The organism is Lacticaseibacillus sharpeae JCM 1186 = DSM 20505 (assembly GCF_001436225.1).
GTDB classification, from domain to species: Bacteria; Bacillota; Bacilli; order Lactobacillales; family Lactobacillaceae; genus Lacticaseibacillus; species Lacticaseibacillus sharpeae.
The window spans coordinates 131836-146526 of the sequence record NZ_AYYO01000003.1; the positions used below are offsets into that span (position 1 = coordinate 131836).

At 53.7% G+C, this 14691-nt stretch carries 15 protein-coding genes and 1 tRNA gene; 8 read left to right on the plus strand and 8 right to left on the minus strand.

The features are described from left to right. Window positions 1–66 precede the first annotated feature (66 nt). The gene (locus FC18_RS00890; RefSeq protein WP_054676471.1) at window positions 67–804 is read left to right on the plus strand and encodes an MBL fold metallo-hydrolase; all 738 of its coding nucleotides are present in this window, start codon (window positions 67–69) and stop codon (window positions 802–804) included. Window positions 805–939: 135 nt separating this feature from the next. Continuing rightward, a complete protein-coding gene (locus FC18_RS00895; RefSeq protein WP_056975309.1) occupies window positions 940–1638 on the plus strand; it encodes an adaptor protein MecA in 699 nt (232 codons plus the stop codon). 61 nt (window positions 1639–1699) lie between these two features. Here FC18_RS00895 and FC18_RS00900 read toward each other — a convergent pair whose 3' ends face one another. The 3 genes from FC18_RS00900 to FC18_RS00910 all read right to left on the minus strand — a co-directional run bounded on the left by FC18_RS00900 (window position 1700) and on the right by FC18_RS00910 (window position 3224). Next, the gene (locus FC18_RS00900) at window positions 1700–2032 is read right to left on the minus strand and encodes an AzlD domain-containing protein (RefSeq protein ID WP_054676465.1); all 333 of its coding nucleotides are present in this window, start codon (window positions 2030–2032) and stop codon (window positions 1700–1702) included. Then, the gene (locus FC18_RS00905) at window positions 2013–2729 is read right to left on the minus strand and encodes an AzlC family ABC transporter permease (protein WP_056975310.1); all 717 of its coding nucleotides are present in this window, start codon (window positions 2727–2729) and stop codon (window positions 2013–2015) included. Before FC18_RS00905 ends, FC18_RS00900 begins: the two co-directional genes overlap by 20 nt. A 99-nt stretch (window positions 2730–2828) precedes the next feature. Then, complete coding sequence (locus FC18_RS00910) at window positions 2829–3224, minus strand: hypothetical protein (protein ID WP_054676461.1); 396 nt, start codon at window positions 3222–3224, stop codon at window positions 2829–2831. Window positions 3225–3678: 454 nt separating this feature from the next. Here FC18_RS00910 and FC18_RS00915 point away from each other — a divergent pair. The 3 genes from FC18_RS00915 to FC18_RS00925 all read left to right on the plus strand — a co-directional run bounded on the left by FC18_RS00915 (window position 3679) and on the right by FC18_RS00925 (window position 6309). Further along, window positions 3679–3749: transfer RNA gene (locus FC18_RS00915), tRNA-Gly, on the plus strand. A 214-nt stretch (window positions 3750–3963) separates the two neighbouring features. After that, on the plus strand, window positions 3964–5658 hold the full coding sequence (argS, locus tag FC18_RS00920; RefSeq protein ID WP_054676459.1) for an arginine--tRNA ligase: 1695 nt from the start codon (window positions 3964–3966) through the stop codon (window positions 5656–5658). A gap of 192 nt (window positions 5659–5850) precedes the next feature. After that, window positions 5851–6309, plus strand: a complete 459-nt coding sequence (locus tag FC18_RS00925) for an arginine repressor (protein WP_054676456.1) — start codon at window positions 5851–5853, stop codon at window positions 6307–6309. Between the two features lie 50 nt (window positions 6310–6359). Here the strand turns inward: FC18_RS00925 and FC18_RS00930 are convergent, their stop codons facing one another. After that, entirely contained in the window at window positions 6360–7136 is a 777-nt protein-coding gene (locus FC18_RS00930) for an RluA family pseudouridine synthase (protein WP_054676728.1), read from the minus strand. A 274-nt stretch (window positions 7137–7410) separates the two neighbouring features. Here FC18_RS00930 and FC18_RS00935 point away from each other — a divergent pair, with 274 nt between their 5' ends. Both FC18_RS00935 and FC18_RS00940 read left to right on the plus strand, forming a co-directional pair. Then, window positions 7411–9447, plus strand: coding sequence for a PBP1A family penicillin-binding protein (locus FC18_RS00935; RefSeq protein WP_056975328.1), 2037 nt, complete (start codon window positions 7411–7413; stop codon window positions 9445–9447). A 120-nt stretch (window positions 9448–9567) separates the two neighbouring features. Further along, window positions 9568–9906 carry a YlbF family regulator gene (locus FC18_RS00940; RefSeq protein ID WP_054676453.1) on the plus strand — a complete coding sequence of 113 codons (339 nt, stop codon included), beginning with the start codon at window positions 9568–9570 and terminating at the stop codon, window positions 9904–9906. 109 nt (window positions 9907–10015) lie between these two features. On the opposite strand, the gene FC18_RS00945 is transcribed toward FC18_RS00940, so the two are convergent. The 4 genes from FC18_RS00945 to FC18_RS00960 all read right to left on the minus strand — a co-directional run bounded on the left by FC18_RS00945 (window position 10016) and on the right by FC18_RS00960 (window position 13963). Beyond that, on the minus strand, window positions 10016–11356 hold the full coding sequence (locus FC18_RS00945) for a C1 family peptidase (RefSeq protein ID WP_054676450.1): 1341 nt from the start codon (window positions 11354–11356) through the stop codon (window positions 10016–10018). A gap of 59 nt (window positions 11357–11415) precedes the next feature. After that, a complete protein-coding gene (locus FC18_RS00950) occupies window positions 11416–12729 on the minus strand; it encodes a C1 family peptidase (protein ID WP_054676448.1) in 1314 nt (437 codons plus the stop codon). A gap of 234 nt (window positions 12730–12963) precedes the next feature. Further along, the gene (gene rpiA, locus FC18_RS00955) at window positions 12964–13650 is read right to left on the minus strand and encodes a ribose-5-phosphate isomerase RpiA (protein ID WP_054676445.1); all 687 of its coding nucleotides are present in this window, start codon (window positions 13648–13650) and stop codon (window positions 12964–12966) included. A 31-nt stretch (window positions 13651–13681) separates the two neighbouring features. Beyond that, window positions 13682–13963: a GNAT family N-acetyltransferase gene (locus FC18_RS00960; RefSeq protein WP_054676442.1), complete on the minus strand. Its 282-nt coding sequence runs from the start codon at window positions 13961–13963 to the stop codon at window positions 13682–13684. A gap of 162 nt (window positions 13964–14125) precedes the next feature. On the opposite strand from FC18_RS00960, the gene FC18_RS00965 reads away from it, so the two are divergent. Next, complete coding sequence (locus FC18_RS00965) at window positions 14126–14668, plus strand: dCTP deaminase/dUTPase family protein (protein WP_054676438.1); 543 nt, start codon at window positions 14126–14128, stop codon at window positions 14666–14668. Window positions 14669–14691 lie beyond the last annotated feature (23 nt).

Sequence of the window (14691 nt, forward strand, 5' to 3'; positions counted from 1 at the left end):
GCTTTCATGACCGCATTACCGAATTAAGCTGATGTTTTAGCAAAGCATCGTGAAAGGACGAACAAGATGGAAATTCGCATTTTAGGGTATTACGGTGGCTATCCCGCTGACGGTATCGGGACGAGCGGGTATTTAGTGACGAGCAATGGCTTTAATTTGCTCATGGACGCCGGCAGTGGCACGCTGCTGGAACTGGAAAAGCACTTGGATCCACTGCAGCTGGACGCAGTGCTGCTCACGCACTATCACCACGACCACACGGCAGACGTGGGTCCACTACAGTACCTGTGGCAGCTGCGGCCCGGGGACAAAAAGGAACCGGTGCTGCCAATTTATGGGCACACAAAGGACCCCCTGAATTTTGCCGCGCTCACGTTTGGGACGTTCACCAAAGGGGTGGGTTACGCCGGTGCCAGTCAGCTCGCGGTTGGTCCGTTTGATTTGACCTTCTGCGAAACCGAACACCCAGTACCCGCATTTGCCGTGCGTATCGTCGAACGCGCCACGGGCAAGGTTGTGGTGAACACGAGTGACACCCGCTATTTTGCCGGCTTGGCGCCCTTTGCACAGGACGCGGACCTATTGATGGCCGACACCAACTTCCTGAACAGCAAGCCCCAGCCCCGTTGGCACTTGACCGGCGGTGAAGCCGGTCAGGTTGCCAGTGACGCCCACGTTAAGTCGTTGCTGCTGACACACTTGCCCCAGACTGAGGACCTTGAAGTGCTGCGGCAACAAGCTGAAAAGACGGCCGGAAACATTCCGGTGCTGCTTGCAAGCGACCAGACAACCTTAACAATTTAATATGATTCGCTGGTATTAAATAAATAATGGTTTATCTTCTTAGTGATTGGTGTTACACTGTTTATTCGAGTATTATAGAACGTAACAGGGGCTAATCATTAATGAAAGCGCCAGTGAAAGTTAGGGGGAATCAACATGGAAATGGAACGAATCAACGATGATACAATCCGGATTTTCATGAATACACAAGAACTCAAGGACCGGGGAATTCAGCTGGTGGACCTTGTGGCCAACCACAAACGCATCGAGAAGTTCTTCTACGGGGTGCTTGACGAAGTGGATTCTGACCACACTTTTGCGGAAAATGGCGCGGTGACTTTTCAGGTGATGCCAAGTGGCAGTGGCCTCGAAATCTTCATTTCTAAGAGTAGCAATGACGAAGCAGACCTGGACGCTACCGACGACGCTAACCCGGCTGCGGACGCGCCCACCGACAAGTTCAGCCAGTTGGCGCGGGAAACCCTCCAGCGCTTCACAGACGGCAAGAAGGACGCTGACGCCAAGACTGAAGCTGAAGATGACGTGGACTTCTTCGCCGATGGGGACAGCGTTGCATTGACGCTGCAGCTGCCCGATTTTGAAGCGATGGTCAACTTGGCCCGGGAGCTGCGCATGGAAGGCGGGGTATCGGATCTCTACAAGTTCCGCAACGCATACTTCCTAGTTCTGCGTTTTTACAGCAACATGGTTAGCGAAAGCGAAGCCCAGGTGCAAATGAGCATTGCCAGCGAGTACGGTTTTGCCACCAACGTCACCCCCGAGACGCTGGTCGAGCACGGGCAGCACGTGATGGAAACTAGCGCACTGGAAACGACCCGCTACTACTTCAAATAGACCACAAAAAACAGGACATTGTGCATGTCCTGTTTTTTTGTGCCGATTTTGCTTTTCGGTGCTAGAGTACCAAGCGTAATAGCGCGAGGGCGACCACGCCGACAACGGCAATGACCAGCAGGGACTTGGTCACAATGGCCGCGATGAAGCAGGGAATCGCGGCCAGGGTGTTGGGCACGTTGATGCTTGGCAGGCTGCCCAGGTGCTGAATGAACAGGTTGTCAAACAACAGTGCACTCATGATGGCGACGGGCACGAAGCTGAGGAATTCGACCATCCAGCGGGGCATTCCCCATTTTTTGAGGACGACGAAGGGCAGGACGCGGCAGAGCCAAGTGACAAACCCCGTGGCGACGATGACTAATAGCATATAGCTAAACGTTGGTGCTTGCATGACGGCGGACCCCCATTCCGATTAAGCAGGTGACGATTGTGACCACCAAGACGAGCAAACTGCCGGGAATGAAAATCATTCCGACGTACGTGAGGACTAGGGCAACCAGCACGAGGCCCACTTGGAAACTGAACTTCATGCTGCGGTCGCCAATCATTTGCAGGTAGAGCAGCCCAATGAACATGGCGACTAAGGCGTAGTCGAGACCGAATTTTTCCGGATCCGGAATCAGACTGCCGATTAAGTTGCCGGCCACGGCGGCGGCTGCCCACGCGGAGTAGGCAAAGAGGTTGGCGGCGGTGAGCCACGGGTAACTTAGCTTGTGGTCCGTGTAATTGAGCTTACTCATCGAAAGGGCGAAGGTTTCGTCGGTGAGGAGCGTCCCGAGCGCGATGTTCTTGCCCATGCTTTCGTCTTTGTAGTAAGGCGCAACGGTCATGCTCGTGAGCAGCATCCGGGCGCTCAGCATGAAGACGGAGAGGACGATGGAAATTAGCGGACTTTGGGCGGCAACCATCGACACGATGACGAACTGGGCGGCACCGCTATATGTAATCAATGACAGTAATAGCGCAATCCAGACGTCCATGCTGGCGGCGCGGCTGACAATCCCGAACGCGAGGCCAATCCCGATGTAGCCGAACACGGTCGGCAGGGTGTCCTTTAGCCCCGTGCGGAAACTGAGATCAGAGTTCAAAGGCGAATCCTCCTTACTGATGAACGAAATAACGGTTCTGAGACGTCTGCACGTCTTAGAACCGTTATCCGTTAGGTGCTGTGAATAAGTATCTTACTACTAGGCGTGATTTGATGCGAGTGGCTTGTCGTCGTATTCGACTAAGTGGGACAACTTGGCCGCTTGGTTGCGAATCTCGTCTGGTAGGGTTTGCGCAATCGTGAATGTGGTGGTCATCTTGTGCGGGTTGAAATCGCCGGGAACACTGACGATGGAATAAAAAGTATTTTCAGTGTTTTCCGGGATTCCAGAAAGTGTGTATGCGGTGAGTGCTGCCTCGTCCCCAGGCAACTGGCTCAAAAAGTCTGAGAGGGCACGGTATGAGTAGTACACGGTCTCGGCATAGGTGACACCAGAAGCGGAAACATGCGGAATATTCAGAAACTCGATTGTGTAGCCGTTGTCCGTCTTCACGTTCTTCGCTACAAAAAAGTAGCGCCGTTCTTTCTTTGCCATGTCTGTCCCTCCTCCAACTGTATAAGATTATAGCACGGTTAGAGAAAATAACCAATGCTACAAAAGCTCTAATAGTGAATTTTCTGTTTTTTTATACTTTTGGCGTTGTGACGCAAATCAGAACACACACCGACCGTTAATTGTGCCACAAAGTTTGCGGGCCGTAAATGCCTAAAGTAGAAAGATTTACCGGTATTTTTACAGATAAATGGTTGGCGTGGCGCGGGGACGCGTGACCTAATGAATTTGCGGTCATATTCTTCATTTTGTCCGCTGTGGTGGGGGATTACATGATAAAGCAACAAGTGACTGCTAATAATGAACAGCTACAATCAAAAAAGGCCGCTGTTATTTGAAACCGGGGCCGTGGGGGGGTCTTGCGCCCACTTTGCAATTTTTTCGGTGAAACCCTTGGCAAACTATTTGCCCGCGTGCTATACTACATATCGTTGTTGCGGTCGTAGTTTAGTGGTAAAACTCCAGCTTCCCAAGCTGGTGTCGCGAGTTCGATTCTCGTCGACCGCTTCATCCCAACCTAATGAGAGAGAGGAACCGGATAGCGCCATCTCAGTGAGCCTGCTACAGTGTGATGCAGGCATGAGCACTCCGGGGCGCGCTGTTGAGGGTTTCAATCAAACATTAGAGTGGGCGGTAACGCCAACAAGAGTGGTACCGCGGGCAGTTGCTCGTCTCTTCTTTTTGAAGAGGCGAGCTTTTTTTATATTCTAGGAGGAAAACGATGGATTTCAAACAACAAGTCATTGATGCAATCACCGCCGTTCTGGGCGACGAATTACCTAAGGAGCAGGTCGCAAAGCTCATTGAAACCCCCAAGAGCAACGACTTGGGTGACTATGCCTTCCCTACGTTCGCTTTGGCGAAGACGCGGCACATGGCACCCGTGAAGATTGCAGCCGAACTGGCACCCCAGATCGACGCTGCCAACTTTGACAAGGTTGTGGCGACCGGTGCATACGTGAACTTCTTCCTCGCGAAGACGACCTTTGCCAAGCAGGTGCTCGCCGAAATCGCGGCTAAGGGCGCCGATTACGGGCAGCAGGAACTCGGTCACGGGAATGTGCCAATTGATATGTCCAGTCCCAACATTGCCAAGCCAATGTCCATGGGCCACCTGCGTTCGACCGTGATTGGGAACTCCATCGCCAAGATTCTGACCAAGATTGGGTACACACCAATCAAGATCAACCACCTTGGTGACTGGGGCACTCAGTTCGGGAAGTTGATTGTGGCGTACAAACTTTGGGGGAGTGAGGCCGCTGTTAAGGCGGACCCAATCAAGAACCTGCTCGAATACTACGTGCGGTTCCACACCGAAGCTGAAACCAAACCCGAACTGGACGATGAAGCGCGTGCTTGGTTCAAGAAGCTGGAAGACGGCGATGAAGAAGCAACCCACCTGTGGAGCTGGTTCCGGGCCGAAAGCCTGAAGGAATTCAAGCGCATCTACGACATTCTCGGCGTTGAATTCGACAGCTTCAACGGTGAAGCCTTCTATAACGACAAGATGGACAAGGTTACCGACGAGCTGGAAGCAAAGGGCTTGCTTCAGGAAAGTCGCGGGGCTGAGATTGTGGACCTGTCCAAGTACGACCTGAACCCGGCATTGATCCGCAAGAGCGACGGCGCAACGCTGTACATGACCCGGGATTTGGCCGCTGCGTTCTACCGCCACGACCACTACGACTTCAAACAGAGTCTGTATGTTGTCGGCATGGAGCAGACGGAACACTTCAAGCAGCTCAAGGCCGTAATCAAGGAAATGGGTTACGACTGGGCTGATGATATCCACCACATTCCGTTTGGCCTGATTACCGCTAACGGGAAGAAGTTGTCCACACGTAAGGGGAACGTAATCCTGCTCGAAAAGGTTCTCGGAGAAGCCGTTGACCTGGCCAAGGAGCAGATTGCTGAAAAGCACCCCGACCTCAAGAACGCCGATGAAGTTGCTGAGGCTGTTGGGGTGGGCGCCGTGGTCTTCCACGACTTGAAGAACGAACGGATTGACCAGTTCGACTTCAACCTGGAAGAAGTGGTCCGTTTCGAAGGTGAAACTGGTCCGTACGTGCAGTACACGAACGCCCGGGCGAACTCAATCCTGGCTAAGGCTACCGCTGAATTTGACGTGGCGGCCGATGCTAGTGTCACCCTGGATGACGCCAACGCATGGCCAGTGCTCAAGCAGCTGGGCGCATTCCCAGATGTGATTGCTCGTGCCGCGAAGGAATACGAACCATCCGTGATTGCGAAGTATGCCTTGAAGCTCGCGAAGACCTTCAACCAGTACTACGCCCACACGAAGGTTGCAGTGCAAGATGCGCAGCTGCCAGCCCGTTTGGCTCTCGTGCAGAGTGTTTCGACCGTGCTGACCGAATCCCTGAACTTGCTCGGGGTTAAGGCACCTAAGGAAATGTAACCCATGATTAAATGGCCCGCGTAATGATGCACGTTACGCGGGCCATTTATGCGTTCGGGGCAATATGCGACACAACGTGGGGGTTGCTGCAATTTATACATTATTTTGCATATTTTCTCCAGAAGTGGTGTATAATCTCAATATAGAATTTTTGCCCGCCATGAATGCGGGTGAGTAAGGGAGGAACCGATATTGAAGAAGGCAGAGCGGCAAGCGGCCGTTGCCAAGATTATCGGCACCAAAGTCGTTCAGACGCAGGAACAGTTACTGAAGGAATTGCAGAAGGCGGGTATCTTTGCAACGCAGGCCACTGTTTCGCGGGACATCCGGGAGATGCGGATTGTGAAGTCCAAGGATTTGGACGGGAGCAGTCGTTACACCATCCTGCAGCAGGGCAATATTAGCCTCACTGAACGACTCAACAGCACTGTGCGCGAAGTGGGTCTGAAAATCACCCGCGTCCAGTTCATTAACGTCATTAAAACCCTGCCTAGCAACGGGAACCTGCTGGCCGCACTGATTGACGATGCGGATTTCGCCCAAGTTGCCGGAACCGTTGCGGGTCACGATACGATTGTGGTCATTAGTCCCGACGAAGAGGGCGCGATTTGGTTTAACCAGCAGTACCACGACGCATTGGCGGTAGAATAAGCAGATTACTACGCAAAAGGTTCGTCCCAGTTAATTGGGGCGAACCTTTTTTAGACCATAAAATCTGTGGGCGGACAGCTAATTTTGAGCTGCGCGGGCGCAAATGGCCGAGTGAGCGTCATTTCCGTGGCGTGGAGGTACATCCGGGGACCAGGCGTCTGGTTGTACAGCGGGTCGCCGATGATGGGGAAGCCGATGTGCGCCAAGTGCACCCGAATCTGGTGTGTCCGGCCGGTTTCCAGGACCAAGCGCACTAGCGCGTAGGCAGCATTTCTAGTCAGCACCTGGTAGTGGGTGACGGCCGGCAAGCCGTCAGAGCGCACTTCGCGGCGGCGGGTGTCGTTGCCCATGTGGCCGATGGGCGCGTCGATGGTCCCGCAATCCGGAATGGCGGCATCGACCATGGCGGTGTAGGTGCGTGCGGCCGTCTTGGTGGCTAACTGGCGGTTAATGATGGCCTGGCTGAGCGGGTCTTTGGCCACCAGCAAAATTCCACTGGTGGCCATATCGAGCCGGTGGGTGATGAATGCGGGTTGGCCCAAGTACTGGCCGATGCGCGCAATGGCCGTGTCGGTGTCGCTGGCCTTGTTTGGGTGGGTCTTCATGCCCGCAGGTTTGTTAATCGCGAGCAGCTGCTCGTCTTCATACACGATGTCAGTGGCGCCGGGCGCGGGGGCGATGGTGGGCATTGGCGCCTGGTAGTGCAGCGCCACCGTGGCGTCTGCGGGTACCGGTGCGGACATCGGCAAGTAGTGGCCGTTCACCGTGATGCCCTCCTGCATCCGCAGCTGCCCCTGGAAGTGCTTGGGAATCAGCCAGCCCTGCATGAGTGTGCGCACCGAAGGACTTGCGGGCACGTGATGAATTATTTGGTAAAAATCAGTCAAAAGTCGCACCTCAATTAGTGAAAAATTATGTAAAGTGTTAAGGGGAAAGTTAGTCGGCCCGTGGTTTTATGCTAGAATTAGTTGGTTACTCAACGCGGCGGGACCACTGCCCTCTAGATTCTAGCATAGATACATACTTAATTATGACGTAAAGGAAGTGAAGTTCGTGGATCGACAGCAAATTGGTGCGTGGTTTAAGCGCGTGCTCGCAAATATGTGGCACTGGCTGGGACGCATTCAGCGGCGCTTTCAACTGGTGCGCTGGTTTATTCTGCTTGTCCTCACGCTGGTGCTCGCGCTTTCTGCTTACTTCACCTATCAAGCGAAAACGGCCAACGTTGAAAACATTAAGAGTAGTTTGCAAACCAAGACCACGCTTTACGATGAAGACAACAAGGCGGCCGGGACACTGTACGCGCAAAAGGGCACGTACGTGGAGCTCGACAAGATTTCGCCCAACGTCCAAAACGCGGTGATTAGCACGGAAGACCGGACGTTTTATTCCAACCTTGGTTTTGACATCAAGGGGATTTTGCGGTCAGTGGTCAACCTGATTATTCACCGCGGGGTCATTACTGGTGGGGGGAGTACGCTCACCCAGCAGTTGGCCAAGAATACCTTGCTCACGCAGAAGCAGAGCTTTGCGCGGAAGGCCCAGGAGATTTTCCTCGCCGTGCAGATTAACAAGGTGTACTCGAAGAAGGACATCCTGACCATGTACCTCAACAACGCCTACTTCGGTAACGGGGTCTGGGGAGTTGAGGACGCGTCTAAGCGCTACTTCGGCAAGTCGGCCAGCGAGCTGACTGCCGGGGAGGGGGCGACGCTGGCGGCGATGCTGCGCAGTCCCAGCTTCTACAACCCAATTGACCACATGGATCACGCCATCAGTCGGCGCAACCTGGTGCTAGACCTCGAAGTTGAGGCCGGACACATGACCCAGGCGGATGCGAATGCCGCCAAGAAGACCACGCTCACTTTGCGGAACACGTATCAATCCGATAACGGAAACAAGTATCCCGATTACTTCGATGCGGTCATCAGCGAGGCGATTAAGGATGGGGTGTCGGAAAATGACATCCTGAACAAGGGCTACAAGGTCTACACCACCTTGAACCAAACCTACCAGCAGAAGATGGACAACACGTTCCAGAAGAGCTGGTTGTTCCCCGCTAATGCGGCTGATGGCACCCAGGCCCAGGCGGCCTCGATTGCCGTTGACCCGAAGACCGGCGGCGTCTTGGCCGTTGTTGGTGCCCGGGGCAAGCACGTGTATCGGGGGCTGAACTATGCCACCTCGATGTCCGGCCGTTCCCCAGGTTCGACCCTCAAGCCGCTGATGGTGTACACACCGGCGCTTGAAAGCGGGATGCACTATGACAGCGAGCTGTCCGATGAGCAGCAGAGTTTTGGGAAGGACAATTACACCCCGACCAACGTCAACGGTGTGTACCAGAAGTCGATGCCGATGTACCAGGCACTGGCCAACAGTGTCAATGTGCCCGCGGTGTGGACGCTGAACAAGATTGGCCTGCAGACGGGGATTAACAGCCTCGCTAAGTTTGGGATTAACCTGAACAAGTCCGACCAGAACCTCGCCGCCGCTCTGGGCGGAACGAGCACCAAGATTACGCCGGAAATGCTGGCGCGGGCTTATTCCACCTTCGCTAATGGGGGCAAATTACCTGAGACCCACTTCATCCGCAAGATTGTGGATGCCACGGGGACGGTGGTTTACCAGGATAACTCCGAGAACAAGACGATTATCAGTAAGTCCGTGGCCAAAGAGATGACCAGTATGATGATTGGCACCTTCAACTACGGCTCTGCGATGAGCGGCAAACCAAGCGGCTTCACCGTTGCCGGTAAGACGGGCACAAGTCAGGTGAGCTGGACGAATGCGGGGCAAAAGGACGAGTGGATCGTCGGCTACACGCCAGACGTGGTGGTTGCCAGTTGGACCGGTTTTGCCTACACCAACAAGACACATTACCTGACCGGCGCGGGCGGGACCGTGAAGACGTTCTTCAAGGACGAAATGGAAGGAATTCTGCCGAATACCGCCCAAACCAGTTTCAATACGAGTGATGCGCAGTCGATTGCCCGCAGTACGGGGACTGACAACACCGGCAGCAGCGGTGATGGTGATGTCTGGCAGAACGTGCAGGATAGCGTCGAGAAGGGCGTGGAGAGCGCGAAGACCACCATTGGCGGCTGGGTTGACGGCATCAAATCGATGTTCGGCAACTAACGTGCAATCTCGCTAAAGATACTTTTACCGATACGCACGCATTTTCGCCCAAAGTTTGCTAAACTCAGATAAGAACCGGGCCGCATTATTGTGTTGCCCCACTAACTAGGAGGAACCCTCATGATTAACATTTACGACAACGCCAACGATATGGCAGAAAACCTGCAGAAGACGCAGCAGTTCCAAGACCTGCAGCACGCATTCGACATGCTGAAGCTCGACGCCGTTGCTTACGGGCTCTTCAAGCAGTTCCAGGACAAACAGATTGAACTCCAGCAAAAGCAGGCTCAGGGCCTTGAATTCGCTCCCGATGACCTCTCCAAGTTGCAGGAGCTCGGTGACAAGATTAAGGATATCGACGCCATCAAGGAACTCATCAGTAAGGAACAGGCTTTGGCCCAGCTCATGGATGAACTTAACTCCATCATCAGCAAGCCAATTGCCGACCTCTACAAGTAAGCAAAAATCGCTCGCTGTTAACGGGCGGTTTTTTGCTGGGTGCAAACCTAATTGGACGCAAAAAAACTCTTCTGGCAGCTGCTGCCAGAAGAGTTTTTGTTTGTGCTACTTATGCAAGTGCACCCATTGGGTCCCATGGAGCCAGGAGGGTTGGCTTGTCGTATTCAGCCTTGATAACGGCGTTTTCGCTGTCAGTCAGGAACTTCTTGTTGACAACAACCTGGTAGACGTATTCGTCAAACCAAGCATCGGAAGCAACGAAGTAACCCTTCGTCCCAACCTTGTCGCCCCAAGAGTTTTCAACCTTCCACTTGGTAGGCTGGCCGTCAACAATGTCGACACCAGTGAGAACCATGGCGTGGGTCATGAGGGACTGTGCGTAGTCGAGGCGTTCGCCCTTGGTCATGGCGAAGGAAGTGTTGAACAGGCTGTCCTGGTCGTAGATGCCGGGGTTCATGATCCCAACCTGACGATCGGATTCCTTACCAACGTCACTACCGAACCAAACAGATTCGCCGGCTTCAAGCTGACGGATTGCGGCTGCCTTGAAGTCTTCAATGGTGAGGTTCAAGTGGCGCACTTCACGGCCACCCAGAACGTTACCGAGCATTTCAACGGTGTAGAGGTGGTCGAAAGGCTTGTCGGCGGTTGGGGAGTTGATGAGTGACTGGTAGTCATCGAGGTTCCAGCCGATGTACTTATCGTAGAAGGACTTAGGTGTGAGGCCCTTGTCGATGTGGTAGTTCTTGTCATCGTCGCGGTATTCGAAGTCGAATTCCGTTGGTGGGTTGCCCAGCGTGTAAGCCAAGATGCGGTAGATTTCGGAGAGGAACTTGCTCTTCGTGTCTTCGATTTCGTCAGCACTTGCGCCATCGTTAACCAGCTTGCGCAGGGCAACGGCGTCCTTGCGCAACTTGAGGTTCAAGGTTGCGTTCAGTTCGTTACTCTTGGAAGAAGAGTAGGTTTCGGGCATCACGGACTTAGGCACAATCCCGTACTTGTCGATGAGGGCAGTGAGCATGTCCCACTGGCCACCATCCTGCTGGGGGGTGGTGAGGAGGAATGCTACCTTGCGTGAGTCAGTTGCCTGGTCGGCAGTGGCGATGACGTTTTCGTAGAAGTAGTTGGACTTTTCAAACTTGTCCCAGAAGAAAGTGTAGTTCTGGGAAAGTTCGAAGTCCTTGAGCTTGAACTGAGCCTGGATGGAGTGACGCATCGTGTTGAGGGCGGCAAACATCCAGCAACGGCCGGACTGCTTCTGGTTGGCAACCGCACCGGTGGACAAATCGATGGAGAAGGTTGGCGTCATGTCAATCTTCTTGGCGGTATCCTCGGATGTCGCCAAGATACCGTTGTTCATAACGGCCTTTTGCAGAGCGCTGGATGCGGGCGTAGCAGCGAGATCCTTTGCGTACTGAGCAATGTTTTCTGAAGAAATTGCTTTCGTCATTAAAAGTTCACTCCTTAGTTTTGAATAACATTATAGATTCGTTAAATAGTGTAACACAATTAGCGCAATGTGTCCCATGCTGGTAGCGCAATTGGGGTCTTTTCCAGCGCTGCCTTAATTTCTGGGGTCAGCAGGCTCTTCTTGATTACCACTTCGTATGCGTAGTCTGTGAACCACTTCTCGTCGGCAACGAAATAACCGTCGTGGCCGTTTTCCTTGCCCCAAGAGTTTTCGACCTTCCACTTGGTTGGCTGGCCGTCAACCAAGTTTACCCCGGTGAGCACCATGGCGTGGGTCACTTCGGCCTGGCGGGTAGCGAAACGGTTGCCCTTGTCGAGCGTCATGTCGGTGCCAAACAGGGAAGACAGGTCGTACAGATCACCTTGCAGCGTCCCACTCTTGCGTTCGGAGGACTGACCAACGTCGTTCCCGAACCAGATTGTTTCGCCGGCCTTAATCTGGGCGATGGCCATCTGTTCGAGGTCGGCCCGCGGAACGTTCACCATGGTAATTGGCCGGCCGCCAACAACGGTGTCCTGGCTGGGCAGGTTGTACGGCTGGTAGTATTCTTTGCCGGCTTCCGGGGTGCTGACGAGGGTGACGTATTCATCCAGGTCCCAGCCGATGTACTTGTCGTAGAAAGCCTTAGGGGTGAGGTCCTTGTCGATGTGGTAGTTGTTGTCCTTGTCCCGGTACTCGAAGGTGAAGGTCTTAACGGGTTCACCGTAAGCGTAAGCCAGGATGCGGTAGATGTCGCTGAGTTGTGCTTGCTTTGCGGTTTCCGGATCTTGTCTGTCCGCAATCGCCTTGCGCAGTTCAATGGCGTCCTTGCGCAGCTTGAGATTGAGCGTGCCGTTAAGGGCCGCGGTGCGGGAAGAGTGGTACGTTTCTGGCATGACGGACTTCGGGACAACACCGTATTTGGCAATCAAAGCAGCGGCGTTGTCGAACTGACCACCATCACCGTTGGGCTGAGCGAGGTATTCGGCAACTTCGCGGTCAGTGATTGGCCGGTCGGCAGTGGCAATGATGTGTTCCAAAAACAAGTTGGATTTTTCCAGGCGGTCATAGAATGCGTTGTAGGCCTGAGAGAATTCCAAGTTCTTGATGCCGAACTTAGCACTGCTGAAGTGGCGCATGGTGTTCAATTCAGAGAACAACCAGCAGCGTCCAGATTGCTTTTGGTTGGTTACGTCATCAGTGGCGATTTCGTCGGAGAAGACCGGTTCGAGATCGGCCTTGCCGAGTGTGTCGCGGCTAGCAGCCAGGGGACCGACGTTCTGGACGGCCTTGGCGATGGCACTGCTGCCTGGCGTTGCGGCCAAATCCTGCTTGTAGCTGGCGATTTGGTCAAAACTAATACTTTTTGCCATAAAATAAGAACCTCCTATGTATTTAGGAAAGATTGGCGGGCCGTGGCGTTAATCGTCGCCCCGCTGCGGCGTTAAAATTCAGCCACAAGCACCAGTTTACGCCTTTTACACCACTAGTAAAACCTCAAATATGAGAGAATGATGGTTGATTGTGAGAATCCGGACACAAAACCGCGATTGTCAGCGGTAAAAAATACCACCACCCGCATACTGCAGGCAGTGGTAATCATTAATTTAACGTTTGGCGTCTAATACCTGCGCGCCGTCCTGCGTTCCGACGACGACGGTGTTCACGAGGTCCAGGAAGAGGCCGTGTTCCAGGATGCCGACCTCACTGTCCAGGAACTGTTTGAGCAGGTGGGGGTGCTTGATGGCGCCCATGTGCAAGTCGATGACGAAGTTCTGGTTGTGGGTGCGAATCCGTTCGCCATCCGCGTCGAGGCGGAAGTGGGGGTGCAGATTCTCTGCTTCCAGGCGCTTGAAGACCTGCTCACAGCCAAATGGGATGACCTCAGTTGGCAGCGGGAACTTGCCCAAAACAGGAACCAGTTTGCTTTCGTCCACAATCCAGATGTTCCGTGTGCTGTTAATGGCGACCATCTTCTCGAGCGTGTGGGCGGCACCGCCACCCTTGATACCCTGGAAGTGCTTGTCGATTTCGTCGGCGCCATCAATCGTCAGGTCAATGTGGTCGACGTCGTTCAAGTCGAGCATCTTGATGCCGAGTTCCGCAGCCTGGTTTGCGGTCCGGCTACTGGTAGCGACACCCTGGATGTGCAGGCCTTCTTCTTTGATGCGGCGGGCGATGGCTTCAACGAGGAAGAACACGGTTGAGCCGGTGCCAAGGCCGATAGTCATGCCGTCTTCAACAAACAGGGCGGCGCGTTCAGCAGCAACTTGCTTTAATTCACTTTGATTCATGATTGTCCTTTCAGATAGTGGTGGCAACTAGTTACTTGGTTGCCCGCAACACGTCAGCGTATTCGGAGCGGCGCTTGAATTCGGCCGCAGCGAAGGTGCACAGTGGTTCGATGCGGAAATTATCCCGGCGCGCTTCATCAACCACCAGCTTCAGCAGTTTGCCCGCAACGCCCTGGCCCCGCAGGCTCGGATCAACGTACGTCCGGTCGATGACCACGTTTTGCCCGTCATCAATGCGCGGATAGACGATTTCGGCCAGTAATTTGCCGTCTTCTTCAATAAAGTAGCGTCCAGGTTCGTGTTGAAAATTCATGTGTGACCTCCTGATGGCTAATTTTTTCTGTTCTTATTTTACCATGAACCTGCTGCAGCGCGAAATCAAACGTGTTTTTAACGTAATGGTGATGTAGTCACGGCGGCAGCATGATAGACTGAGACTATTGACGAATATGCAATGATAGATTGTGAGGACACCATGCCAAAACGTGGATTTGAAATTGTTAGTAAGTATGCAGACGCCGGGTTAAGCTTGCCCGTCCGGTCGACCAAGAACGCGGCCGGCTACGACTTTTTTGCCCGCGAGGATTTCGTGCTCAAGAGTATCTGGCGCTATGACTTCATTCGCCTGTTCCGGTTGATCAAAAACGAGCACCCGCTAACGGGCGAAGACTTCACCCGGGCGAACAAGGTGCTAAAGCCAATGTTGGTGCCGACCGGCATTAAGGCGTACATGCAGCCAGATGAAGTGCTCATGTTGGCAAACCGCAGCAGCAACCCCTTGAAACGCGGGCTGATTTTGCCCAACGGGGTCGGCGTGATTGACGCGGATTACTACAACAACGCGAGCAATGAAGGCGAGATTTTCTTCCAGCTTGTGAACCTGAACCCACGCGACGTGGTCATCAAGAAGGGCGAGCGCCTCGGTCAGGGCATCTTCATGCCGTTTTTGACCGCTGATGGCGAAGATGCCAGTCAGATTGGTGAACGGAAGGGCGGCTTCGGGTCGACCGGATTCTAGATTTCTCTTTAAGGAGGGAGCGT